This window comes from Rhizobium sp. SEMIA 4085, assembly GCF_013004495.1.
GTDB lineage: Bacteria > Pseudomonadota > Alphaproteobacteria > Rhizobiales > Rhizobiaceae > Rhizobium > Rhizobium gallicum.
Window position 1 is genome coordinate 1 of record NZ_JABEPH010000046.1, and the last position, 23426, is coordinate 23426.

The window sequence follows — 23426 nt, forward strand, 5'->3', positions numbered from 1 at the left end:
GTGGAGGCGCAGTGCCGGATTTCATCGCCCGCAAAGCGGATACTGCGTCCCTTGCGGTCCCAAAGGGCATTCCGCCGACGATCGCGGCACCGGCAAACAGGCCGGAATATGTTGCGATAAGGGCCGATGTCATTGCTCCGCCCGCAGATAACCCCGCAATGTAGATCCGGGACCGATCGATCCGGTGGCGGTCAATGGCATGTTCGATCATCTGCCGGACAGACATCAACTCGCCGCGGTCGCGCGCTACCGCGCTTGGCCGAAACCAGTTGAAGCAGCCGTGGGCATTGTTGGCATTCTTCTGTTGCGGATAAAGGAGAACAAATCCGCGCTGGGCAGCGAGCCTGGAAAACCCGCTTGCAGCGTCGAAGCTCTCAGGCGTCTGCCGGCACCCATGAAGGATCACGACGAGCGGCGGCTTTGCTGGCAATCGCTTCGGAAGAAAAAGTTTCATCCCGAGCCGTCCAGGATTACTGCCGAAGCCGACTACCTCGCGAAGGACCGGACTTACGCCGCCTTTCGATACTGTCGACGTTGATCTCGTTTTCGCCTGCGAATTTTTCCAAGCCTTTTCGAAGAGGCTCTGAAACTTCCTCTGCGTCTTCAATAATCGCGAGAAAGACTTCGCAAATCGCACCTTCACGGGCTACGTCCCTACCACGAGCTCTTCGACGATTCTCCCGTTGCCAAAGGCAACCGTCGACAGAAAAGCGTCAAACTTCTAACGCTGTTCGCAAATGGTCCAGCAGACATCACACGCTGGACGAAGGCGGAGCAGATGGGACGAGCGGTTCGGCGGCGAGGGCCTGACGTAGGCGCTCCTCCTGCTCTGGAGACAACGACGAGCGCAGGACCTTGGCACGCTCACCCTTGAATGCTTCCAGCACCTTCTCGGGCTGCGCCTTCCGGACGAGAAGGAACAGCGCCGAGCTATTGGCCGGAATCGCTTCGGCCAGCCGTTTGATGAGATCGTCGTCGATCCCATAGTCGGTTATTGAACCGGCAAGCGCACCCGATCCGGCGCCGAAGGCGCCACCGAGGACCATGCCCGCCAGCGGGTTGAGGAACAGGAGACCGACCAGCGATCCCCACAGAGCACCAGAAACACCGCCGCTGGCCGCGCCGGCCGCGGTAAGATTGAGGCTTTGCTTCAGGCGGACCTTGCCCGAGCTGTCGCGGACTGCGACCACGGCGTCTTCCAGATCGACAAGGTATTCCTTCTCGAGTTGGACAAGCCGGTTGAGAATGGCGTCCGCCTTGTCGGCGGTATCGAAACCGAGCACCACGAGTTCTGACATCGAGTTTCTCCGCGTTGGTATCCGACAGGACATAGCAGCCAAGTGGATTTCGTCCATGGATCAGAAGCTAGATATGACCCTTCCTTGCCGCTAACATCGGGATGTGAGATTTGGTTTCCGAGCGGTCGGGATCATCTTCAGGCGCGGTCAAAGGGTCCAGTTCCAGCGCGGTGACGCTCCCGGGGGGATTGTCCCCGGCCATGAGTCGATGCGTCTGTTACGGGATGCTGAAGCCAAAATAAGGCGACCCTGGTATCCCGTATCATTCAGAACAGATGAAGCGTGACATGCACGACCCCGCGCTCTCGCTTTGTACTCAAGCGCAATCCGCTTCGGTTGAACACCGCCAGCATCGGGATGTTTTCTGGCAGGACTTCTGCGATCAGTTCCTTGATTCCGGCTTCACGAGCAATCGCGGTGACGTGGCGCATCAGTGCCCCGCCGACGCCCAGTCCCTGGCAGTGGTCGGAGACGGTGAAGGCGACCTCGGCCTGCCCAGGCTCTACCACGACATAGCGTCCACCTCCGACGACTACCGGTCGTCCGCTTTCTTCCGTTACTGCTACCAAAGCCACATGATTGACAAAATCTATGTCAACGAAAAAAGCGATTTCCTGTTCCGTAAAGCTGCGCTTTGCCGCGAAGAAACGTCGGCGGAGGGATTCCGCGGAGCTGCGGCCAACGCTTCTTCGAGTCCAGTCCGGTCCTCGGGTCTCAGTGCGCGGATTTCGACGCGGCGTCCGTCACGCAACACCTCAATCGCCGAGTACTTGGCCGCTTCCGTCATGAAATGGTCCGATCGTTGGCTGCGCTGACTTAAAAAACGCGCCTACCAAAAGCGGCGGTAGTCTCGTCAACAATGTTCACCATAACGTCTGCACAGGTGGATCGTGCGCGGGAACTGGTTCAAGTCCAGTTGTTCCATGTCGGTCTTCGTCATCAGTAACACGACAGCGCCCGATCCCTCCAGAAACTACATCTGCACCCCATGAGTTACAGTAACATATTTCCATGTTCGCGAGTTTCGTTTCATGCTCTCCCGACCCGATGGGCGGCGATGACGGGGGCGGCATTTCATGTCATCGTGACCTTATCGATAGCCCCGATTTCATGAAGGACTCCATGGTTTCATGGATCGAGGCAAAGCCTCACTCTTGTACCCAGAGCGTCGCCTTGACGTCCACATCTCTTCAATATTGCGCGATGTCGCCCGTTTCAGATTGCGCGAGCGTCAGGGGATAGCGCTCCGGGTGATGCACAAGGGCCGTGAGGTTCACCGGCCGGTTGCGGTTGTCGAAGGCAATCTGATCGACGGTCAGGACAGCGGCCGGTGAATGCAAGCCAAGCATCTCCGCCTCGTCAGCAGACGCCAGACGCGCGCTCAATGTTGTTTGCCCGCGCGACGGATGGATGTGATGGTGCTGGCGCAGCTCTGCATAGAGCGAGCGGTTGCCCACCGTCCAATCCAGGTCCAGAAGGCCGGGAACCCGCGCGGCCGGCAGCCAATCCGTCTGAATGACAACCGGAATCTCATCGAGCAAGCGCAATCGGGAGAGCACGACGACATCAGCGCCGGGCGGCAGGAAAAGCGGCCGGCTGATCTCCAGCGGTGCACGAAGGACACGTGCCTCGATCAGGCGATGTCCAGGAACGCGGCCGTTCGAAATGGCTGTGGCGGTAAAGCTCTTGAGAACCTGCAGCTCGAATCCGCCGCTATGCTCTGCCACATACAGCCCTTTGCCCGGCTGGCTCGTCACCACGCCTTGCTGAACCAACTCGCGTATTGCGTGCCGAATAGTAATCCTGCTGACATCGAAGAGATCAACTAATTCGCGTTCCGAGGGCAATTTTCCCCGCAACGGCAGCTTGCCGTTTCGGATCGACGTCAAAAGCGCTTCATAGACTTGCTTGTGGAGCGGACGGGGATCTTCGCGGTCCACCAGACTCTGAGGCATAATGGAAAGCGGGCGCTCCTGACGCTTGTTCAAACCTGTTCCCCTTTCCTTTGCTGTCATTTTGCAACCACTCTCCACGTAATTTGCGACAAAGTCCATATTGACATGACTGGATATAACCAGTCCTAATGTGTGCCCAGGAGCCATAGAGTTCCATAGATACCGAAGCGCTATCACAAAAAGGGAACAGTTCATGTTGAAGAGAAGCCTTGCTGCCTTAGCCATCTCCGTCGGCATTTGGACCGGGAACGCCCATGCGGAGACCATTTCCGTATTCTGCTCGCCGACCGAGTTCGAGCTTTGTACGACGGTCGCCAATGCCTGGAAGGAAAAGACCGGCAACGAGGCGAAGATCAACAAGATGCCGGCTTTGCTCGATGATGCGATCCCGCTTTATCAGCAGCTGCTGGCGTCGAAATCCAAGGACATCGACGTCCTGTTCCTGGACGTCATCTGGCTCGGCATGTTCAAAAACAACCTGCTCGACCTGAAGACCCTGGTGCCGCAGGCAGACCAGGACAAGCATTTCGCCTCGACGCTCGGCGCAGCCAAGCTTGACGGCAAGCTGGTCGCCATGCCCGCCTATATGGATGTCGGGCTGATGTATTATCGCAAGGATCTTCTGGAGAAATACGGCAAGCAGCCGCCGAAGAGCTGGGACGAGCTTGCAGCCAGTGCAAAGGAAGTCCAGGACAAGGAACGCGCCGCCGGCAATGGCGAGATGTGGGGCTATGCCTGGCAGGCCAAGAGCTACGAAGGTCTTACCTGCGACGCTATCGAACTGATCGCCTCAAATGGCGGCGGCACGATCATCTCGGACGATGGCAAGGTGACGATCGACAATCCGCAGGCAGCCGAAGCGATAGAGAAGGCCAAAGGCTGGATCGGCAGCATCAGCCCGGAAGGCGTGCTGAACTACGACGAGGAAGCCTCCCGCGCGATCTTCGAGTCCGGAAACGCGGTTTTCCATCGCAACTGGCCTTATGTTTGGGGAACGACCCATCAGAAAGGCAGTGCTGTCATCGACAAGGTCGGCGTGATGCCGCTTCCCGTCGGCAAGGAGGGCCAAAAGTCGAGCGGCTGCCTCGGCCCGATGTATTACGGCGTGTCAAAGTTCAGTGCCAAGCCCGAGGTTGCGGCCGATTTCGTCAACTTCATCACCGCGCCCGACATGCAGAAGATGCGGGCGATCGAGGCGGCCTACAACCCTTCGATCCAGGCGCTTTACAGCGATCCGGACGTGCTTGCAAAATTGCCCTTCCTCAAGGACAACCAGCAGGCATTCGCCGACAGCGCAAGCCGTCCCTCAGGCTATACCGGCACGAGCTATAACCGCGTTTCGCAAGCCTTTTATCGCTCGGTCCACGACATGCTGTCAGGCGGCGGCGATATCAAGTCAGGGCTGAGCGCCCTTGCAGCGCGACTTGAGAAGCTGAAGGAGAGCCGTTGAGGCTTTTCTGACAAGCCGGCGCGAGCGGGACCCCTTGCCTGCTCGCACAGCCGGCTTACCTGCCGTGCAACCGGCCACTGAAGTGGCCGTTGCTTTTCAGCATAATCAAGTTCGGGTGTAAGATGGCATCGGTTTCACTGGACTCCGTTTCAAAAAGCTATGGCACGCATTCCGTGATCGAAGATGTCGATCTCAGGATCAGGGACGGCGAGTTCATCGTCTTTGTCGGCCCATCGGGTTGCGGCAAGTCTACCTTGCTGCGTATCGTCGCCGGTCTGGTGTCCCCGACAAAGGGCGCCGTCAGCATCGGCGGCGACGATGTCACCGACGTTCCGGCCTCCAAGAGGGGCGTTGCCTTTGTCTTTCAATCCTATGCGCTCTATCCGCATATGAGCGTTGCGCGCAATATCGGCTTTGCGCTGGAAACGCTCGGTCTTGCGCGGACCGCCATCAGCGACAAGGTGCTCGCCGTTGCAAGAATGCTCAAGGTCGATCATCTCCTGGATCGCCGTCCGAGAGAGTTGTCCGGCGGCCAACGCCAGCGTGTTGCGATCGGCCGGGCGCTGGTCCGTCAGCCGGAGATCTTTCTTTTCGACGAGCCGCTTTCGAACCTGGACTCCGATCTGCGCATGGAGATGCGCATGGAGATCGCCAAGCTTCACGACGAACTCAAGACGACGATGATCTATGTGACGCACGATCAGTCCGAAGCCATGACGCTCGCTGACAGGATCGTTGTTCTCAACCACGGGCGCATCGAGCAGGTAGGCACCCCGCAAACCCTTTACCACGCACCGGACAACCGCTTCGTGGCAAGCTTCATCGGAAGCCCACGGATGAACTTCCTGTCCGTTTCCATGCAAGATGCCGCCGGCGGCAAGAAGATTACAGGCCCCGGTGGACTTTCTGTTGATGCAGGATTTCTGGGCTCCGATGCAACGGCCGCGACCATCGGCGTGAGGCCGGAAGCCCTTACCATCGCAGCCGCCGGCACGGGGCGCATGTCTGGTGTCCTGGAGCGTGTCGAAGACCTCGGGCATGAGCATTTTGCCTATTGCCGCATTACGGAAGAGGTCGTGTGGGTAATCCGGGTGAATGTTCCGCCTGCCAAGGAAATGATCGGCCTGCGGATCGGACTGAAGTTTGCTGACGAGGCGGTATTCGTCTTCGACGCGGCTGAGCGGCGGATCCCGCAAAAAAGGGCGATTGTCAACAATGTGAGGGCAGCAGAGCAATGAGCGCGCGTCTGGCACGCCGCGACCACCTGGCCGCATGGCTTTTCCTCATCCCCGTCATCATCGTGATGCTGCTCGTGGCCGTCTGGCCTCTCGCGCGGACCTTCTTCTTTTCCTTCACCGATGCCTATCTTGATGATCCTTCCATCTATTCCATGGTTGGGATCGATAATTTTCTCGACGTGATCAACGACAGAAGCTGGTGGGTGGCCGTCAGGAACACCATCGTCTTCACGGTCATTTCGGTTGCTATAGAAACCGTTCTCGGCCTTGCAATTGCGCTTTTGATCAATGAGGCCATCCCGGGACGGGGGCTGGTGCGTGCTGCCATCCTCGTCCCTTGGGCGATCCCCGTCGTCGTTTCCGCAAAAATCTGGGAATGGATGCTGAACGACCAGTTCGGGGTGCTTAACAAGATCCTGATCGGACTGGGCTTTATCGATCACGGAATAGCCTGGACGGCGAGCAGCTCGCTGATCATGGGCGTCATCATTTTTGCCGACGTGTGGATGACGACGCCCTTCATGGTCCTGTTGATCCTTGCCGGACTGCAGCTGATTTCGCCGGAAATATTCGAAGCTGCAGAGGTGGACGGCATTCCGGCATGGAAGCGCTTCTGGTCGATCACCTTGCCGATGCTTCGGCCGGCCATCGGCGTGGCCGTGCTCTTTCGCGTGCTCGATGCCCTTCGGATGTTCGACCTTGCCTATGTCATGGCTGCCAGCAATGAGAATGTCATGACTGTGTCGATCTATGCGCGTGACAGGCTCATCAGCTTTCAGGAGCTGGGTGTCGGCTCGGCCGCATCGACATGGGTGTTCCTCTTGGTGGCGCTCGCCGCCATCATCATCATCGGCGCGCTACGTCTCGATCGCGCAAGCGGGGAGCTGACGAAATGACGGAGGTTGCACTCTACAGAGCGGTACGCAAACCTGCTGCCTACTACCGGGTGCGGCGACGCATCGTGAGGCTCTTTCAGTCCGCAGCACTCCTGCTCGTGCTGATCTACACGCTTTTCCCCTATTATTGGGCTTTCGTGTCTTCGACGAAGCAGGGCGCAGCGCTCTACCGGGCAGCACTCGTTCCCGCGCTCGATTTCACCTACTACCGGCAGCTGATCGACAATCCGGTCTTCATGGGCTCGCTTCTCAATTCCGCCTATGTCGCGGTGGCGACGACGTTCTTGTCGCTTTTTATCGGCCTTAGTGCCGCTTATGCGCTCGGGCGGATCGATTTTCCGCAGCGCCGGACACTGCTGATGATCATCCTGATGATCTCGATCTTTCCGCAGGTCGTCGTTCTCTCCGGCATGTTCGAGCTGATCAACTGGATGGGGTTGTTCAATCGTCCAAGCGCACTGGTTCTGACTTATCTTCTCTCGACAGTGCCGTTCACGACCTGGGTTCTCACGACCTTCATCCGGGAATTCCCGCGTGAGCTGGAAGAAGCGGCAATCATCGACGGATGCTCGCATTTTCGCATTCTGATGAAGATCCTGCTGCCGCTGATGGGTCCGTCGCTCGCCAGCACCGGCATTTTGGCCTTCATCCTGGCGTGGAACGAGTTCCTCTTCGCACTCACCTTCACTTTGACGGACGAGAACCGCACGGTGCCGGTTGCAATCGGCCTCATTGCTGGAAACAGCCGTTACGAATATCCCTTCGGCCAGATCATGGCCGCCTCGGTTACCGTCACCCTCCCCCTCATCTTGGTGGTGCTTTTCTTCCAGCGCCGCATCGTTGCGGGTCTGACGGCAGGCGCGGTCAAGGGATGAAAGACAAAGGACACAGTCATGGACATGTTGGTGAAACTCTACGAACTTAAACCTGATTCCGCCTTGGAGAAGCGTTTGGCAGATCAGGACATCCTGATCCGCCGGGTGCTTGCACCCGAGCTCAAAGCACTCACCTCGTGGATCGAGCCGCGCTTTGGCGCCGGATGGGCGTCGGAGGCGACCGTTGCCACAATGCGCCAGCCGCCGTCGTGTTTTGTTGCCGTCAAAGGCGGTGAGCTCATCGGCTTTGCTTGCCACGAGGCGACGGCCAAAGGCTTCTTCGGGCCCACAGGCGTGGATGTTTCAGCCCGCGGTCATGGCGTCGGTCAGGCCTTGCTGATTACAACCCTGCTCGACATGCGCGCCCAGGGTTACGCCTATGGCGTCATTGGCGGCGCCGGCCCGATGGAATTTTATCGCCGCAGCGTTGGCGCGATCCCGATCGAAGGATCTGTTCCGGGAATTTATCGCGACATGCTTGCGATAGCCACTCCAAGCGAAGTCTCGGAATCTGAGAAACTGCCAACGGAAATGCAGAGGTGATATCGCGATCCATTTTCGGCTCATGAAAATTAATTTCATGATTTCGGGAGAAGCCGCGTTAACAGTTGACGACTTGTAATTTTTGCCCCAACCTGAAGAAAATAAATTACGAAATGGGAACGACTTTAGCATGAAAGTGGGAATCGTAGGGCTGGGATTCCGGCTCGGCTATCTTGGCTATGTCTTCAAGGCTATCGACAGCAGCTTCGAAATCGCAGGCTACGTCGATCCGGAGCCTGCCGGTCTCCCCGGCTTGACGGAAAAGGGTATTTCGGTCGGCAAGGCGTACGCGTCGCCTGAGGAACTTCTTGCCGGCGAAAAGCTCGACCTCCTGATGATCGGCTCGCCCAACCACATGCATCTGGAACACATCCGGCTGGGCCTTGAGGCCGGCTTGAAAGTGTTTTGCGAAAAGCCGATCGTCACCACGATCGCCGAAAGCATCGAGCTCGCCAGGCTAATGGCAAAGTTCGGCCATGAACGGCTGATGGTCGGCCTGGTGCTGCGGTATTCGCCGCTCTACAAGGACCTTCGCGCCATCCAGGCAGCCGGCAAGCTCGGCCAGATCGTCTCGATCGAGGCATCCGAACATATCGAACCCTATCACGGCGCGTTCTTCATGCGCGACTGGAGACGCTACGAGCGCTATTCCGGCAGTTTCATGCTGGAAAAGTGCTGCCATGACCTCGACCTTTACAACGGCGTGGTCGGCGCCAGGGCGGAACGCGTCGCAAGCTTCGGCGGACGCAAGAGCTTCATTCCTGCAAATGATCCAACGCGTGAGGGGATCAACGACCTCGAACTCTTTCACCGCAAACCCAGCGGCTGGATGGGATCGGACAGGGTCTTCGACAGCGATGCCGACATCATCGACTATCAGGTCGCGATCGTCGAATATGCAAATGGCGTCGGCATGAATTTCCACACCAATCTCAACGTTCCGGATCAGTTTCGCCGCTTTGCCATCATGGGTTCGCGCGGGATGGCGGAGGGCGATTTCGTCCGCGGCTATCTCGACGTGCACGAGCAGCTGACCGGAAAGAAGATCGTTGAGACCAAGTATGCCGCAACCGAACTTTCCCAGCATTACGGCGCAGACGAACAGATGGCCGCCGACCTGCTCGACAGCGTCCGCACCGGCACTGAACTTCCCGTCTCGACGCTGAACGCGCTCGAGGCGGGCATCCTTGCGTTAGCGATGGACGAAGCACGGATGAAGAGGACAGTCGTCGATCTGCGTCCTGTGTGGGATCGCTTCGACGAGGCGCTCCACGCCAGAGCGGCTTGAGGAGGATGGCAGGATGAGTGTTCAAAAAAGCACCGTCATCTTCGCCTGGATCCTTCTCCTTCCAGCTGTCCTTTACGTCATGGCGATCGTCGCCTATCCGCTGGTCGATACGTTCATTCTTTCCTTCACCGACGCATCGCTCAGGAAGACGACGAACTGGGTCGGCTGGATCAACTACGAGAAGATCTTCAACGCCACATTTGCGGAAGTCATCCTCCGCACCTTCATATGGACGTTCTTTTCGGTATCAATCAAAATGATCATCGGCACCTTCGGCGCGACGATGCTCAATGCTGCCGTGCCCGGCCGCTCGCTTTTCCGCCTGCTCACCATGCCGCCATGGATCGTGCCGATGGCGATCGGCATCTTCATGTGGGGGTGGATGTACAACGGACAGTTCGGGATGATCTCCGGCCTTCTGCAGCGCTTCGGCCTGACCGACGGACCAGTGGCATTCCTGGCTTACGGAAGCACTGCCTTCTGGGCAACGATCATCACCGACGTCTGGATCGGCGTTCCGCTGGTCACCATCTATTTTCTGGCCGCGATCCAGTCCATTCCGAAGGACCTCTACGAGGCAGCCTGGACAGATGGCGCCGGCCGATTTTATCGTTTCCGCCGCATCACGCTGCCGCTGATGGTCCCGGCGATCATCACGATGTCGATGCTGTCTTTGATCGCCACGTTCAATTCCTTCGATATCATCTGGATTCTGACCCAGGGCGGTCCGAGCGGTCAAACGACCACGATGATCATTGATACCTATCAGACTGCCATCGGCTCCAAGAAATACGGTGAAGGCGCTGCACGCGCGGTGCTGATCTGCATCTTCCTGTCGCTCTTCTGCTTTGCCTATTTTCGTGTCACCCGCCGTCTCAACCCGGAGAAGCGCGCATGAGCAGCCCCGCTATGATCGATCGCTACAGCTGGTGGGAACTCGTGCTGATCTATTGCGGCATCGCGCTGTTTCTGGCCTTCGTTCTTTCGCCCTTCGTCGAAGGCTTTCTGGTCTCGCTGAAACCGTTGAGCCAGCTCTTTTCCTCGCCTTATCGGTTCTGGCCGGAGAACGGTTCCTTCGAGGCCTACCGAACGATGTGGGTCAGCGTTCCAGGTTTCGGGCGCTATATTTTCAATTCGTTCTTCATATCGATCATCGTCACGATAATCGTTCTGTGTCTCGTCATCCCGGCGTCCTACGCCTTTGCACGGTTCGAGTTCAGGGGCATGGGCATCCTTCTCGGCGCCTTCCTGACAGTCAACATGTTCTCCGGCGCGGTACTCTTGATCCCTCTCTTCCGGCTGATGCGCAGCATGGGCGTCCTCAACACCTATCTCGCCATGATCGTGCCGGGCGTGGCCTTCCTCATTCCGTCGGCGATCTGGCTTCTCAGGACCTATATGATCCGCATTCCCCAGGAATTGAATGAAGCCGCGTATATGGATGGCGCCAGCCATTTCTACACGCTTCGCCGTGTAATCCTGCCGATCGCAATGCCCGGGATCATCGTCGTGGCGATCACCACTTTCATCGGCGCCTATGCGCAGCAATTCATCTTCGCGCTGACGTTCAACTCGAAGACCGAATACATGCCCCTGCCGGTGGGACTCTTTGCTTACTTCGGTAAGCAGGAGGTCATCTGGAACGAACTGATGGCGGCCTCCTTCGTCGGCATCCTGCCGGCGATGGTCGTCATCTTCTTCCTGCAACGCTATCTCGTCGGCGGGCTGACCGCCGGTGCGGTGAAACAATAAGACCAAGAAAACGAGTGAACAGCTAACACAAGAATGGGAGTCACAACGTGAGTATTACCATCAGAACAGGCCTCATGGCACTCGCCTTGCTCGGTTCGACGGCGTTGACCGTTGTTAAGGCCGAAGCCGCCGACCAGGAGATCAGCTGGATTTATTGCGGCGATAAGCTCGACGATATCCATGCGAAGTACATCAAGCAGTGGGAAGAAAAGAACACCGGCTGGAAGATCACGCCGGAAGTCGTTGGCTGGGCCCAGTGCCAGGACAAGGCAACGACGCTTGCTGCGGCTGGCACGCCAGTCGCGATGGCCTATGTCGGTTCGCGTACCCTCAAGGAATTTGCCCAGAACGACCTGATCGTCGAGGTGCCGATGACCGACGAGGAAAAGAAGGCCTACTATCCGCACATCGTCGACACCGTCACCTTCGACGGCACACAATGGGGCGTTCCGATCGCATTTTCGACAAAGGCGCTTTACTGGAACAAGGATCTCTTCAAGCAGGCTGGCCTTGATCCCGAGAAGCCGCCGAAGACCTGGGACGAGGAAATCGAATATGCCAAGATCATCAAGGAGAAAACCGGAATCCCCGGCTTCGGCCTTTCGGCCAAGACCTTCGACAACACAATGCATCAGTTCATGCACTGGGTTTACACCAACAACGGCACGGTGACGGACGCGGAAGGCAAAATTACCCTCGATAGCCCCGAAGTGCTGAAAGCGCTGGAGGCCTATAAGAGCATTGTGCCCTATTCAGAAGAAGGCCCGACGGCCTACGAGCAGAACGAAGTCCGCGCCATCTTCCTCGACGGCAAGGTCGCGATGATCCAGGCGGGTTCCTGTGCTGCCTACCGCCTGAAGGACACCAAGATCGACTGGGGCATCACGACCCTGCCGCTTGGCCCGCAGGCCAAGGGCCCGGGTACTCTGCTGATCACCGACAGTCTTGCGATCTTCAAGGGTTCGGGCGTCGAGGACAAGGCAATCGAATTCGCCAAGTTCATCACCTCTCCCGGTCCCCAGGAGGAATATGAGCTCAACGGCGAATCCGGTCTGACGCCGCTTCGGCCGTCGCCGAATATCGACAAGCTGGTGACTGAAAAGCCTTACTGGAAGCCCTTGATCGACGGCATCAGCTACGGTGGTCCGGAACCCCTTTTCACCGACTATAAGGGCTTCCAGAACTCGATGATTGCGATGGTGCAATCCGTCGTGACCGGTCAGGCTCAGCCGGCCGACGCACTCAAGAAGGCTGCTGGCGAAATCGAAGCGTTCAAGTAGTCTTCATGGGGATCGCGGGGAAGCAACAACCCGCGATCCTTCCTGATTGTGCAAGTGCTGCTGCAGCGGCGACCGGAGACAGGTTTTGGGACAGCTTTTTCTCAATAAGGTTCAGAAATTCTACGGCGACTACGAAGTTCTGAAGGGCGTCCAGCTCGATGTGAAGAACGGCGAGTTCGTTGTCTTCGTTGGTCCCTCAGGTTGCGGCAAATCCACCCTCCTGCGCATGATCGCCGGTCTCGATGCGACAACTGCCGGAGACATCGTCATCGATGGTATCCGGGTCAACGACCTGCCGCCGGTCAAACGCGGCATTGCCATGGTGTTCCAGTCCTACGCGCTTTATCCGCACATGACCGTATTCGAAAACATCGCCTTTCCGCTCCGCGTCGAGAAGATGGAGGAGTCAAAGCTCAAGGCAAAGGTCGAGAATGCGGCGCGTATTCTCCATCTTGATCAGCGCTTGCAGCAGAAGCCCGGCATGCTGTCTGGCGGCCAGCGCCAACGTGTCGCAATCGGCCGCGCCATCGTGCGCGAGCCGAAGATATTCCTCTTCGACGAACCGCTGTCGAACCTCGATGCGGCGCTACGCGCCGATATGCGCATCGAGCTTGCAAAACTGCATCGCCAGTTGAAGGCCACAATGATTTACGTGACGCACGATCAGGTGGAAGCCATGACCATGGCCGACCGCATCGTCGTGCTGGATGCCGGCGATATCTCTCAGACCGGTGCACCACTGGAGCTCTATCACAAGCCGACCAACCTCTTTGTTGCCGGTTTCATCGGAAATCCGAAAATGAACTTCCTGCCGGTTACCTGCAAAAGCGTCAGCGATGCCGGCGTGGAGGTGGACCATGGCGGGCAGACCGCCACTTTGCCGGTTGCTCCGCGCGAGGGCATGATCGGCAAGACGCTTACGCTCGGCATCCGGCCGGAGCATGTGCAGCTTGGATCCGGCGACATCTCGCTGACGGTTACGCCGACCGTTATCGAACGGCTTGGCGCCCATACGGTCGCCTACGCCTCGCTTAACGGCGAGGGCGAAAACTACTGCGCGATGCTTCCCGGCAGTGTCGGAATTCGCGCCGATACGCCTGTCGTCACGGGGATCAACGCCACAGATTGCCACCTCTTCGATGAGGCCGGCATTGCCTTCGAGCGCCGCGTGGAACTCACGGAAATTGACATGACCGTGCTTGACCCGACCGCAGCCTAGGTTATCGCCCGAGATTTGTGTAGAAAGCCTTCATGGCGGGGTCGAAGCGGATGGCTGGCAAGGCGGCGATATAAAGGGCGTGTCGAGCCCCAGTTCCGGCAGGCCGGTGATGAGGAAGCATGCGGTGCGCAACCGATGCCCCTTGAGCGGCATCGGCTCGTCGGCTCTTCAGAGCTGAACCCGTCCACGATCTGAAGACAGCGACTCATCTCCTCATCTGCCACCTTTCCGATGCCAACTGGGCTAACGGTCGAAGCCGCTTTGTGACTATTTCGCCGCCTCTGAGTGCCAATCCCCGTCTGGCTTGATTTCGACCGCGTCGTGGACCTCCTGCCAACTGTCGATTCCGCCTGGGAACCAATAAACGCTGGTATAGCCCTTCATCACCAGCCGTTTTCCAGCGTTCCAACTACCCCAGCACTCGGGACGGCAGAAAGTAACGATGGGCTTTGAGCTGTCTCCTTGCGTCAGTTCCTCTACGCGACGAAAAAAAACTTCCTCTTGCGTCGGCCCAAAAGCCGCTGCGCCGGCGCCCGGAAACCATGCTGCGCCCGGAATGGAGCGATGGGTCGGCAGCCAAAGCCGATCCTTGGGAAATTCTTCCGGCTTCTTATCGGCGGGGCCAACATCGAGAAGCACCGGATTTTTAGGCATCAGCGCCTCAAGGCCTGCCAGATCGATGACGACGGCACCTCTGAGCGTCGTCGGTGTCTGCCCCCGCATCGGGCCAGTCCACAAGCCGTTCGGCTCGCGCACTTCGGCCAAGGACCATTGCGTGCTGGCAGCGGTCAGAAACAACGCAATCGCGAGTGAGGCGGCAGCCCTCAGCAAGGTTCCAATCAGCCCCGACATGTCCGCACCTCTTAATTCGTGGCCGGAGGCACCTTGAAACTCTGTTCCCAACGCCCACCCTTGGTGTCGGACGCGACCACCTTCATCGGTCCGTCGCCGCGGGGCACAAAATTGAAGCCCATTACGGGATTTGTAGACAGGGAAATATCGCCCACAATGTCCAGGACGGTCTGATCCCCGTAGGAGACAGTCATCTTCTCGAGGTAACGCGCCGGCGTGAAATGCCGGGTGAGCTGGTTCATCTGCATTCCGCTGAAGTTCGGGTGGCGGATCATCAGCGTTGCCTCGGCAGGTTTTCCCTGCTGAATGCTTTCGGCGAATTTCATCCTCATTTCCCCCATCCCCTTCATCGCTTCCGCGTCGCTGGGGCCGGAAGGCGCCGAGCAGCCGCCTGATGCCTTCACAAAGGCGGCAGTCGAAAACAGTTTTCCGTCTTTCGTCTCGGCAACAGCGTGAACGTTTGTGTAGGTGTCGATCCGCACACGCAGCTGCAACGTGCCTGAGTCCGCGGCCGGCCCGAAGGTGACATGAGCGGCCAGCGGCGCAGGATTGTCATCGATAACAAGATAAACCGATTTGATTTTGTCCTTTTGGGGCATTGTCAGCGTGATCGGCACGAGCGCAGCATCCTGCGCGCGCTTTGGCGCATCGATTTTGATCAATGAATCGGTCGGGAGAACTTCCCGGTCGTCGAAAAGGTAATCGGCAATCAGTTGCCAGCGCTCCTCCCGCTTGGCATCCGCCTGGGACGAGTCTGCGGCGGGAACCGGCCCAGCGCAGATCGCCGTGATGAGAGCCACCCCGAAGATCGGTCGCAATATCTCCATCACTGTCTCCTCCTTCTTTCAATCTTACACTACTCCCATTCAAGCTCCTTGTCAGCTTGAATGACGTTGCGGCCGTTATAGTCATCGAACAGCGCCCAGCCCTCGCCTTCTCCCGCAGCTACCACTCGGCTGGCCTTGTCGATCTCAACGCCCTCCGCTATCGCCTTGCGTGTTTCATCGCGGAGAACCGTAAGATAGCGTACCTGTTTTGCCATCGCCGGTCCGAAGTCCACCATTGCCGGTCCATGACCCGGCACCGCGCGAGCGGCACCAATGCCTTCGAGCCGCTTGGCTTCATTCAACCATCCGGGCAGGCTGCCATCCAGCGAGGGAACGCGATCGACGAAGAGCAGGTCCGCAGGAAACAACGTTCCCGTGGACGTATCGAACATCGACAGGTCGCAATCGGTATGCGCGGTGTCATGCGCTGTGATCCGGATAATGCGATCGCCGAGATCAACTTCGCCCGCACCTTCAATCTCCCGGGTAGGATAAACAATACCGCCAACGCTTTGAGATCCGAGAACCTCGACAAGACGCTCGCGATAATGGCTTGCCCTCGCATTAAGAGCGGGGCTCAAAGCGTGATGGCCGATAAATTCCGGCTGTTCTTCAGCAAAGGCCGAAGCGCCAAAGCAATGATCGGGATGAACGTGGGATATCACAACATGCCGGATCGGCTTGTTGGTCCGTTTCCTGATTTGTGAGTGAAGCCATTGCCCGTCTGCTAGACTGCCTCCAGGATCGATCACCAGCACGCTGTCGCGTCCGATGATAAAGCCTATGTTTGCAATGCCTCCGTTGTTGGCCCGTGTGGCTTCCTCGTGCGGCGCCGCACGAATGAAGAGGCCGTTCCCAACCTCGTTCAACGAAAAGGAATCGGCAGCAAATCCACGCGCCGGCAGACAGCACAGACAGAGACCAAGCGCAATCGCCTCACGCCGCGTGAAGCAAACGCCACCGGCGGACCGTCCAGCATGATCGACCCATGTGAGCTTGTCTCTTGACATGTTTAAGACTACCACGTTGCGACTGATCTGGTAGCCGTCATTAGCTGTTGGCCGAGGAAGGGGTAGTCGAGGCAAAAGCGTTCATCGACCTGTTCATGATCGCGCTCGACACTCGTGGATGGGACCCATTTCAGCTGCATGCGATTGGGTGGTGGCAGTGCCATTTGGCTTCCGAGCGCGCCTGCACCTGCGTCTTTAAATTTCGCCACGACCGCGATGCTGCCACAACCTCCCCTGCTCGATCGGGACGTTCCGAAGGGGTACGCAGCACGCCAGCCCTGGACCATCTCAATGAAACCGGCATCTATCGTTTCGGCATTCATCGGCATCACCGGCTGCTCTGACCGGTCCGGCAACCTCGGCAGCGGGATCAGATCCTTAGATGAACGCTGAAGCTCAACATCTACGGCAGGTCCGCGAGGCAAAAGCCGAGCGGAAAAAATGGGCCTGTATCTGCATTCTTTTTGGGCTTTTAGCCGAGTTGCCCGAATTGCGAAGGCTTCAGGCTTATCTACCTCGCTCTTGCTGCTGCGCGTCCGCCAGCGATGCGGCGATTGCAGCGATCGAGCGAAACAGGACGAGCGGGTCGTCCTTCGAGGGCGTGAAACCTCGGCGCTGCCAGAATTGACCGGCTTCGTGATCGACGGCGTTGACCATCAATGCCCGTCCGCCAATGAGAACGGCGGCCTGAACGCATCGCTCCAGGGCGTGTTTCACCAGACCTGTGCCAATGCCACGCCCGGCCCAACCTGTATCCGTGGCAAGCTGGCCAAGAAGGAAACAGGGAACCGGATCAGGTGGTTGCCCCGTGCGTATCGAGCGCGGCAAGATCGAAGGAACGACGGCCGTGGGGGCCAAGCCGTAATACCCGACAACGCGCCCGGCCGCGTGGACAACGAGAACCGCCGTGAAGCCCCTTTCCTGATTAGAGAACGCGCGCACCTTCAGCCAATGATCGAGCGTAGGCTTGCCGCAGGAGAATTCGGAAACGTCATGCGCCGCGGAAAGCGGTTCAGGAGCCGATAGTGTCACGGCTCACCGCTTCGCGACGTAGCCAGCTTCCCAAGGCGAGGCTCGCTTAGCCAGTTCCACCACCTCGGGAACCGGCGCAGCCGGACGGGACAGGACATCCATGAAGTCGGCAAAGCCCTCTGGGCTCATCCTGATCAGGCGGTTCTCCATCACCACCTCTTCGGCCGCGCGCACGGCCGCATCGCGCACGAAGTCCGTGCGCGACCGGCCACGCAAGGTGGCAGCACGATCGATCATTGCGACGTCCGCCTCGGGCAGACGCATCGAGATCGGGTATTCCTTACGTTCGACTGTGGTGGCCATGTCTATCTCCTGGGCGCAACATAATAATTGTAGCGTCAAATGCAATACGTTGCTAGCGTGCCCAGCTGCGCTGGCGCGCTCACGCTGCGCCCATCCGCTCCGATCAACGCCGACTATTCACCTTCGAATTCCCCGGAAGCACGCAAAACCTGGACAGCGAAGCAAAACGAGCGTGAAGAGTTGGTCGACGCGATGCTTCTCGACGCGCCCGAACTGACGTTTACGTCGCGCGGCGACCGGGACCCTGGGCTCGTCCAACTCGCCCGCCTCGGCAGGCAAATGGCGCGTCAAAACTTCGACGCGCAGATGAAAAGGCGGGGGTGAAACGGTTCCCGAAGACGCTGGGAGACGTGATTTGAAAGTCGCCATCTACGCCCGCTATCCTCCGACAATCAGCGGGACGCTTCCACCACCGACCAGCTCCGCATCTGCCGCCTTCATGCTGAAGCAGGGCTGGCAGGTGGTTGGGGATCATACCGACCACGCCATTTCCGGCACCTCCCTTCTCCGCCCCGGCATCCAGGCACTGATCTCCGACGCGACGCGTGGACGCTTCCAATTCGTGCTGGCCGGGGCGATGGATCGCCTGTCGCGTGATCAGGAGGACATGGCCGGCCTCTACGAGCGCATGGTGTCGCCACCGCGTAGAAGTGGGGCAGCCACGCTTTCCTTGGCGTTAGGGTCGCTCTTGGGTTTTGTACTACTGCAGGCTCCCGTCGCCGCCGCGGTCGGCGGCCTTGAAGTCCGTCATCACCTTGTTGAGAAACTCATTCTGGCTGGCCTTGCCGTCGCCGTTGGCGTCGATGGCGGCGAATTGCTGGGCATTCAGAACTCGGGCAACTTCATCGGAATTCAGGCTTCCGTCCCTGTTCTTGTCCATGCTCGCGAAGGCCGAGGTCATAAAGGCCTGATATTCAGATCGCTCGACCGCTCCGTTCTTGTTGCGGTCGAGGCGATCCATTTGGCCTTGGTTCATGGCCGTCGGTTGATTCTGCGCGGCGGCCGCAATGGCGGTAAAAAAAGCGAATCCCGTCAGTAGGGCGACTCTTTTCATCATTCCGGCCTTTCGCATCATTAACAGGTCAAGGCACTGCCGCCCGCAGCACCCAGCGTGGCGCCGCCGCCAACAGCCCAAAGCTGCCCGGTCCCCGAGCCAATGGTCGCGCCGACCAGACCGCCGACGACCGCGCCGCCGACCGTACCGGCGATGCAGCCGAACTCGTTACTACGTCCTCCTTGCGAGGTTGCAGCAGATTGGCAACCAGACAAGGCAAGGCAGCCTATGAGAGTAATACTTATCGTGCACTTGGTCATTTTTTCCTCCCAGCATTTCCGTTCACGTTTAAGACAGACGGCGGAGGCGCCAATGAGTGGCCTCGGACGAAGATAAGCTTCTGATTAAGTCCCTCAATGTGCGAGAGATTCTTATGCTTATCAGAAGCAACTCACAGATAAACCTGCAGCGTGCGCGATGAAGCTTCAACGTTGCTGGCTAATACTACCACTGCACATGAACGAAGACAACACTCGGGCGTCTGTCTCGACCGCTGTTGCCGAAGCGAGATCAGAAAGATGGGTTCAGAGCTCCAAGACCGGGCATAGATGAGGTGCGGCCGAGCTCGCCGCATGTCGCCTGCTGTTAACGGGTGCAACGTAAGCAATCCGAAAGCCAAACGTAACATACCGTATACTCCCCCGGGGGAGGCGTATGTTACTGCCCTAGCGCTTTCAATCGCCCTATCATCTCTCAAATTTCGGAGGACATGGCGATGACTGCAAGCGAGACGACCCCTCAGTCGATGACCAGCGCCGAAGAGCTGCGCAAACGGGCCCTCGAACTTCAGCTTCTGGAGATGGAGCGCGACGAAAAGATAAAGGCTCGCGAAGCAAAGAAACATGCCGAGTTCTTGGAGGACTTTTTCCGCAAGCAAATCAGCGAAAATGAACGCGCCATCATCAAGCGCCTGGTGATGAAAGCCGCAGCGGACGGGAAATACGAGGCGATGATCTTCAGCTTCCCGTCCAGTCTCTGCACGGACAGCGGCCGAGGCATCAACAACAACCTGCCCGGATGGCAGAATACCCTGCAAGGCAAGGCAAAGGAGTTTTACGATCTCTTTCAAGAAGTCGCAAAGCCTCAGGGCTACGGCCTCAAAGCCGTGATCATCAATTTCCCGGGAGGCATCCCCGGCGACGTCGGCTTCTTCCTGACCTGGCAGCCGCCTGTCGAATAATCCAAGCCGGCCGCCGCCAAGTGCTCGGTTGATGTTTGCAGGGCGGGAGATTGGTCGTGAAGACGATAGAAATCGAGCGAAAGTTTCTCGTATGCAACGACAGTTGGCGCACAAGCCTTGTCGTGTCGCATACGCTTCAACAGGGATATCTGTCGCGGCATCGTGAGAGATCGGTGCGCATTCGGGTGATCGACGGAACCTCGGCCCGTCTCACTGTCAAGTTCGCTTCCCGCGGTCTGGCGAGGGAGGAATACGAATACAACATTCCTGTCTTCGAGGCGTGTGAGCTTTTGCGACACGTAAACGGCACCGTTCTTGAAAAGACAAGACACATAGTCTCTCATGGCGACGCCATTTGGGAGATCGATGTCTATTCCGGCGCGTACGAAGGACTGACGATTGCGGAAATCGAAATGTCGAACGAGCACGACATACTCGCTTTGCCGGGCTGGCTTGGCAGAGAGGTTACGGGCGACCAAAAATACTCCAATCGCGCGATGGCCGCAGGTCGCTGTGTGACCGCGAGCCCTCCTGTGCCGCACGAAAGCATCCGCAGCGCTAGTCGCGGACAGTCGTCCAATTGGAGTCTGGATTGAAGTCTTTGATCCCCGCGGCCCGCTCTTCTGTCTGCGGTCCCAGGTCGCGTTCGTAGATGACGCTCACCCCATTGATGATAAATGTCTGCACGCCGGTCACCCGATATTTGACCGGCCAGGCAAGCAATGCAAAACCCGCTGTCATGTGGCCGTTGACGACATAGCTTTGCTTTCCGCCGAGCACGTTTTCTCCCTGTCCCGTCAAGATGCGATAGCGATATCCAAAGTAACCCTCGCCACGCTTGGCTTTGTCAAAGGCGGCCGTCTGGACCAGAGCACTTGCCGGGCTGTCTTCACCATACACGCTCGGATCCCAGTATAGACCGTCCACCTTGCCGGGACTGCTGATCAGCTTCTGTGCATATTCGTAAATGCCGTCCCCATCGCGATCCTCAGACGCATATTCACGCTGGGCCGCAACATAGTCCTGCATGGTCTGGATCGTTGCGAGTTCGTTGGCGCCGATGCGACGGTTGACGATTTCCTGTAGCCCTACCGCAGTATCGAATGCCCACTTGCCGTCCTTGTCCTGCGACAGGGGAAAGGGCAACGGCCACAAGACGTCTCCCACGGAAACGATCTTGCGATCTCCCAAATCCTGAAGGCGCAATTGCCGCGCAGCGCCCTCGCGGATGAGACCATAGCTTATCATGGCCTCGTTGCTGGACCGCAGCTTGGCAGCATCCAAGCCAAGGAGATTTGCTAAACCGTCAAGATCGTTGGCGCTGAGCACGGTCTTGAACCGCTCAAGAGCCGCCGAGGGATCGTTGAACGATGGCGCGGTTCCGGCTGCGAACTCCGAAAGGTCCGTCTGCATCTGGGACGTGGACGGGGCCGCGAAAACCAGGGAGAGGGCCGTTCCGAGCAGCAGCGGGATCAATTTCAACCGTAGTCTCATGGTTTGTCTCCGATCATCTCAAAAGCGAATCCCTACCGCCGGCCACCACCACCACGACCGCCGCCACCGCGACCACCGCCACCACGGCCGCCGCCCTGCATCCTCGGGGGTGGGCGATTTTGGGCAACGCGGGGCGGACCGCGATGCCCGCCTCCCATGCTCTGCCCTCCTCGCTTGGAAGCAACCGCTTCGCGGCGGCCGGACTGAACGTTGCCGAGCGCACTTGGCTGGCGTGAACGATTGTCGGGTCGCGCCGCCATCTTCTTACCGCTTGGCTTCTTGCTGGCCTTGGCGGCCGGTTTTGATGGACGGTTGGCAGCAGCGGCCGGGCGATTGCCCGCATTGCCTGGACGAGCATCCGCACGGGAGGCGCCCGGTCGATTGGCGGCGACATTTCCCGCCTGCGATCTCGGATTTGCCTTTAGGCCTTCTGCCGTACCCTTGCGGATGTCGTCAGCTCGGGCGCTGATGTCTCTGGTACCCGGCCCGACGTTGCCTTGGCGATTGCTAACCTTGTTCTTGAGCTGGTTGCGGTTGTCGGACTGAAGGCTGGACTTGATCGCCGAACGGTCGAGATTGGCGATCTGATCCTTTCCGACACTCAGCTTGCTTCGGTCCACCTTGGTCCAGTCGACGTCGTTCCACTTGACCTTGCCATTGAAATCTCGATCATTGAAGCAGTTGTTGCAGTCGATGTCGACGTCACCACCCCAATCGCCGCCCCACACGCCCCAGTCGTCCCAGTTAACGACGGCGGCCCATGCCACCCCGGTTACCGCCGCAGCGAAGAATGCGGCGCCTGGATAGTAGTAGCTGTCGTAGGAATCGGGATAGTAGGAGATCGGCTCGACCGCGTAGCCCGGTTCATAGAACATTTCCGGGGGGTACTGCGGGATGTAAACCTTCTCCGGATTGGTCGGCCTTATGACGATGTTTTCGTTCTCCGTGACAACAGTCACCTTATCGTCCGTCTTGATGATGTCCTTTGCCACCGCCTCGTCGCGAAGCTGCTGAATGGCAATGAGCACGTCCTTTTGCTGATTGGTGAGCGCACCGGCCAGCGACTGCGTCCAATCGAGATCGTTGCTCATCATTTGGACGATATCGGGATAATTCAGAAGCGAGATGACGCTGCCGTCCCACTCGTCTTTCGGCTTGAGATCCTTATTCTTCTTAGCCTCCAGGAAGCGGGCTGCCTCCACGATCTGTAGCGGAAACAGTGAAGCCGCGGAGATCGCGGCGACAAGTTCATCCGGATAAAGCGCGATGCGGGCCACAAGAACCTCAAGCTCGTCGTCGGAAAGCAGGTCAGTTTCCGTCTCGACCTCGACAGTCTGCGCGGAGGGGGGTTTTGGCGTTGGTGTCGGTGTTTGCGAGTAGGCCGGTGGGGCAGGATGCAACGATATGATTGCGAGGGCTGACAGTCCGCCGAACAGCCTGCGGGAAATTGTTTTCATGGCGCATCGATCTCCTATCAAACCAGTCTCTATGATGCGTGCCCTACGGAGATCTCGGTGTATCCGGTGGCCGCCTGAGCATCACGATTTTCGACTGGGCAAGCGCCTCTCCCATTTCCTTCAAAAGGGCATCAACCAGGGCGGAATATTCTTGCCGCCGCGCTTCCCGAAGGGTGTCGGGCAGGTGTTCGACATGCGCCAAAGCGTCCGCTGCAGCGGCCAGATCCTCGCACATGCTGTGAAATGCCTCATTCACATAAAAAAGTCGCTGCACTAGCCTCTTTTGGTCGGAGAAATGCGCCTCGGCCATCTCGAGAATGGAGACATAGGTCGAATTGCTTTTTCCCGAGGTCATCCCCACCCCTGCCATTGAAACGAGTTAAGCAGATGGCCCCATTATATAGCGCCTGCTCAGGACAGAGG

Annotated in this window: 27 protein-coding genes and 1 pseudogene; 14 read left to right on the forward strand and 14 right to left on the reverse strand. The window is 58.3% G+C overall.

Annotation, left to right across the window (positions count from 1 at the left end; translation table 11 throughout):
• The 4 genes from C9413_RS07265 to C9413_RS07280 form a co-directional block, all read right to left on the reverse strand.
• Positions 1-643 (reverse strand): PHB depolymerase family esterase (locus C9413_RS07265; protein WP_348648766.1); only part of this gene is annotated, 643 nt, incomplete at its 3' end.
• Positions 644-752: 109 nt separating this feature from the next.
• Positions 753-1298, reverse strand: coding sequence for a DUF1269 domain-containing protein (locus C9413_RS07270; protein ID WP_039845861.1), 546 nt, complete (start codon positions 1296-1298; stop codon positions 753-755).
• Positions 1299-1564: 266 nt separating this feature from the next.
• Positions 1565-1873 carry a GNAT family N-acetyltransferase gene (locus tag C9413_RS34400; protein ID WP_323808228.1) on the reverse strand — a complete coding sequence of 103 codons (309 nt, stop codon included), beginning with the start codon at positions 1871-1873 and terminating at the stop codon, positions 1565-1567.
• Between the two features lie 615 nt (positions 1874-2488).
• Positions 2489-3253, reverse strand: a complete 765-nt coding sequence (locus tag C9413_RS07280) for a GntR family transcriptional regulator (protein WP_039846943.1) — start codon at positions 3251-3253, stop codon at positions 2489-2491.
• Positions 3254-3446: 193 nt separating this feature from the next.
• On the opposite strand from C9413_RS07280, the gene C9413_RS07285 reads away from it, so the two are divergent.
• The 10 genes from C9413_RS07285 to ugpC all read left to right on the forward strand — a co-directional run bounded on the left by C9413_RS07285 (position 3447) and on the right by ugpC (position 13794).
• Positions 3447-4703 carry an ABC transporter substrate-binding protein gene (locus tag C9413_RS07285; protein ID WP_039845863.1) on the forward strand — a complete coding sequence of 419 codons (1257 nt, stop codon included), beginning with the start codon at positions 3447-3449 and terminating at the stop codon, positions 4701-4703.
• Between the two features lie 122 nt (positions 4704-4825).
• The gene (locus C9413_RS07290; RefSeq protein ID WP_039846944.1) at positions 4826-5941 is read left to right on the forward strand and encodes an ABC transporter ATP-binding protein; all 1116 of its coding nucleotides are present in this window, start codon (positions 4826-4828) and stop codon (positions 5939-5941) included.
• Positions 5938-6837, forward strand: coding sequence for a sugar ABC transporter permease (locus tag C9413_RS07295; RefSeq protein ID WP_039845864.1), 900 nt, complete (start codon positions 5938-5940; stop codon positions 6835-6837). The genes C9413_RS07290 and C9413_RS07295 overlap by 4 nt, the downstream gene beginning before the upstream one ends.
• A complete protein-coding gene (locus C9413_RS07300; RefSeq protein WP_039845865.1) occupies positions 6834-7712 on the forward strand; it encodes a carbohydrate ABC transporter permease in 879 nt (292 codons plus the stop codon). Before C9413_RS07295 ends, C9413_RS07300 begins: the two co-directional genes overlap by 4 nt.
• Positions 7713-7730: 18 nt before the next feature.
• Entirely contained in the window at positions 7731-8255 is a 525-nt protein-coding gene (locus C9413_RS07305) for a GNAT family N-acetyltransferase (protein ID WP_039845866.1), read from the forward strand.
• A gap of 130 nt (positions 8256-8385) precedes the next feature.
• Positions 8386-9543, forward strand: coding sequence for a Gfo/Idh/MocA family oxidoreductase (locus tag C9413_RS07310; RefSeq protein ID WP_039845867.1), 1158 nt, complete (start codon positions 8386-8388; stop codon positions 9541-9543).
• A gap of 13 nt (positions 9544-9556) precedes the next feature.
• A complete protein-coding gene (locus C9413_RS07315) occupies positions 9557-10441 on the forward strand; it encodes a sugar ABC transporter permease (RefSeq protein ID WP_022718732.1) in 885 nt (294 codons plus the stop codon).
• On the forward strand, positions 10438-11295 hold the full coding sequence (locus C9413_RS07320; RefSeq protein WP_022718731.1) for a carbohydrate ABC transporter permease: 858 nt from the start codon (positions 10438-10440) through the stop codon (positions 11293-11295). The genes C9413_RS07315 and C9413_RS07320 overlap by 4 nt, the downstream gene beginning before the upstream one ends.
• Before the next feature lie 74 nt (positions 11296-11369).
• Positions 11370-12575, forward strand: coding sequence for an extracellular solute-binding protein (locus C9413_RS07325; RefSeq protein WP_170250319.1), 1206 nt, complete (start codon positions 11370-11372; stop codon positions 12573-12575).
• A gap of 85 nt (positions 12576-12660) precedes the next feature.
• On the forward strand, positions 12661-13794 hold the full coding sequence (gene ugpC / locus C9413_RS07330; RefSeq protein WP_039845869.1) for a sn-glycerol-3-phosphate ABC transporter ATP-binding protein UgpC: 1134 nt from the start codon (positions 12661-12663) through the stop codon (positions 13792-13794).
• A gap of 267 nt (positions 13795-14061) precedes the next feature.
• Here the strand turns inward: ugpC and C9413_RS07335 are convergent, their stop codons facing one another.
• The 3 genes from C9413_RS07335 to C9413_RS07345 are packed head-to-tail and all read right to left on the reverse strand — an operon-like array spanning position 14062 to position 16483.
• Complete coding sequence (locus tag C9413_RS07335) at positions 14062-14646, reverse strand: rhodanese-like domain-containing protein (protein WP_039845870.1); 585 nt, start codon at positions 14644-14646, stop codon at positions 14062-14064.
• An 11-nt stretch (positions 14647-14657) separates the two neighbouring features.
• Complete coding sequence (locus tag C9413_RS07340) at positions 14658-15473, reverse strand: quinoprotein dehydrogenase-associated SoxYZ-like carrier (protein WP_170250316.1); 816 nt, start codon at positions 15471-15473, stop codon at positions 14658-14660.
• 29 nt (positions 15474-15502) lie between these two features.
• Positions 15503-16483: a quinoprotein relay system zinc metallohydrolase 2 gene (locus C9413_RS07345; protein WP_170250317.1), complete on the reverse strand. Its 981-nt coding sequence runs from the start codon at positions 16481-16483 to the stop codon at positions 15503-15505.
• Positions 16484-16530: 47 nt separating this feature from the next.
• Here C9413_RS07345 and C9413_RS07350 point away from each other — a divergent pair, with 47 nt between their 5' ends.
• On the forward strand, positions 16531-16827 hold the full coding sequence (locus C9413_RS07350) for a hypothetical protein (RefSeq protein ID WP_170250318.1): 297 nt from the start codon (positions 16531-16533) through the stop codon (positions 16825-16827).
• Between the two features lie 163 nt (positions 16828-16990).
• Here C9413_RS07350 and C9413_RS07355 read toward each other — a convergent pair whose 3' ends face one another.
• The gene (locus C9413_RS07355) at positions 16991-17515 is read right to left on the reverse strand and encodes a GNAT family N-acetyltransferase (RefSeq protein ID WP_039845872.1); all 525 of its coding nucleotides are present in this window, start codon (positions 17513-17515) and stop codon (positions 16991-16993) included.
• A gap of 3 nt (positions 17516-17518) precedes the next feature.
• On the reverse strand, positions 17519-17818 hold the full coding sequence (locus C9413_RS07360) for a DUF1778 domain-containing protein (RefSeq protein WP_039845873.1): 300 nt from the start codon (positions 17816-17818) through the stop codon (positions 17519-17521).
• 355 nt (positions 17819-18173) lie between these two features.
• Between C9413_RS07360 and C9413_RS33125 the strand changes: the two are divergent.
• A pseudogene (locus C9413_RS33125) lies at positions 18174-18434 on the forward strand (recombinase family protein); the annotation flags it as partial.
• Between the two features lie 84 nt (positions 18435-18518).
• Here the strand turns inward: C9413_RS33125 and C9413_RS07365 are convergent.
• Entirely contained in the window at positions 18519-18872 is a 354-nt protein-coding gene (locus tag C9413_RS07365) for an EF-hand domain-containing protein (protein WP_170250321.1), read from the reverse strand.
• 20 nt (positions 18873-18892) lie between these two features.
• On the reverse strand, positions 18893-19132 hold the full coding sequence (locus C9413_RS07370) for a hypothetical protein (protein ID WP_039845875.1): 240 nt from the start codon (positions 19130-19132) through the stop codon (positions 18893-18895).
• 455 nt (positions 19133-19587) lie between these two features.
• Between C9413_RS07370 and C9413_RS07375 the strand changes: the two genes are divergently transcribed.
• Positions 19588-20052: a hypothetical protein gene (locus C9413_RS07375; RefSeq protein WP_039846948.1), complete on the forward strand. Its 465-nt coding sequence runs from the start codon at positions 19588-19590 to the stop codon at positions 20050-20052.
• 56 nt (positions 20053-20108) lie between these two features.
• Positions 20109-20648, forward strand: a complete 540-nt coding sequence (locus C9413_RS07380; protein ID WP_063855994.1) for a CYTH domain-containing protein — start codon at positions 20109-20111, stop codon at positions 20646-20648.
• On the opposite strand, the gene C9413_RS07385 is transcribed toward C9413_RS07380, so the two are convergent.
• The 3 genes from C9413_RS07385 to C9413_RS07395 are packed head-to-tail and all read right to left on the reverse strand — an operon-like array spanning position 20611 to position 23358.
• Positions 20611-21546: a DUF2950 family protein gene (locus tag C9413_RS07385; protein WP_039845876.1), complete on the reverse strand. Its 936-nt coding sequence runs from the start codon at positions 21544-21546 to the stop codon at positions 20611-20613. The two genes, C9413_RS07380 and C9413_RS07385, sit on opposite strands and share 38 nt — an antisense overlap.
• Positions 21547-21578: 32 nt before the next feature.
• Positions 21579-23003, reverse strand: coding sequence for a DUF3300 domain-containing protein (locus C9413_RS07390; RefSeq protein WP_039845877.1), 1425 nt, complete (start codon positions 23001-23003; stop codon positions 21579-21581).
• Positions 23004-23046: 43 nt separating this feature from the next.
• A complete protein-coding gene (locus C9413_RS07395; protein ID WP_039845878.1) occupies positions 23047-23358 on the reverse strand; it encodes a hypothetical protein in 312 nt (103 codons plus the stop codon).
• Between the last annotated feature and the right edge of the window lie 68 nt (positions 23359-23426).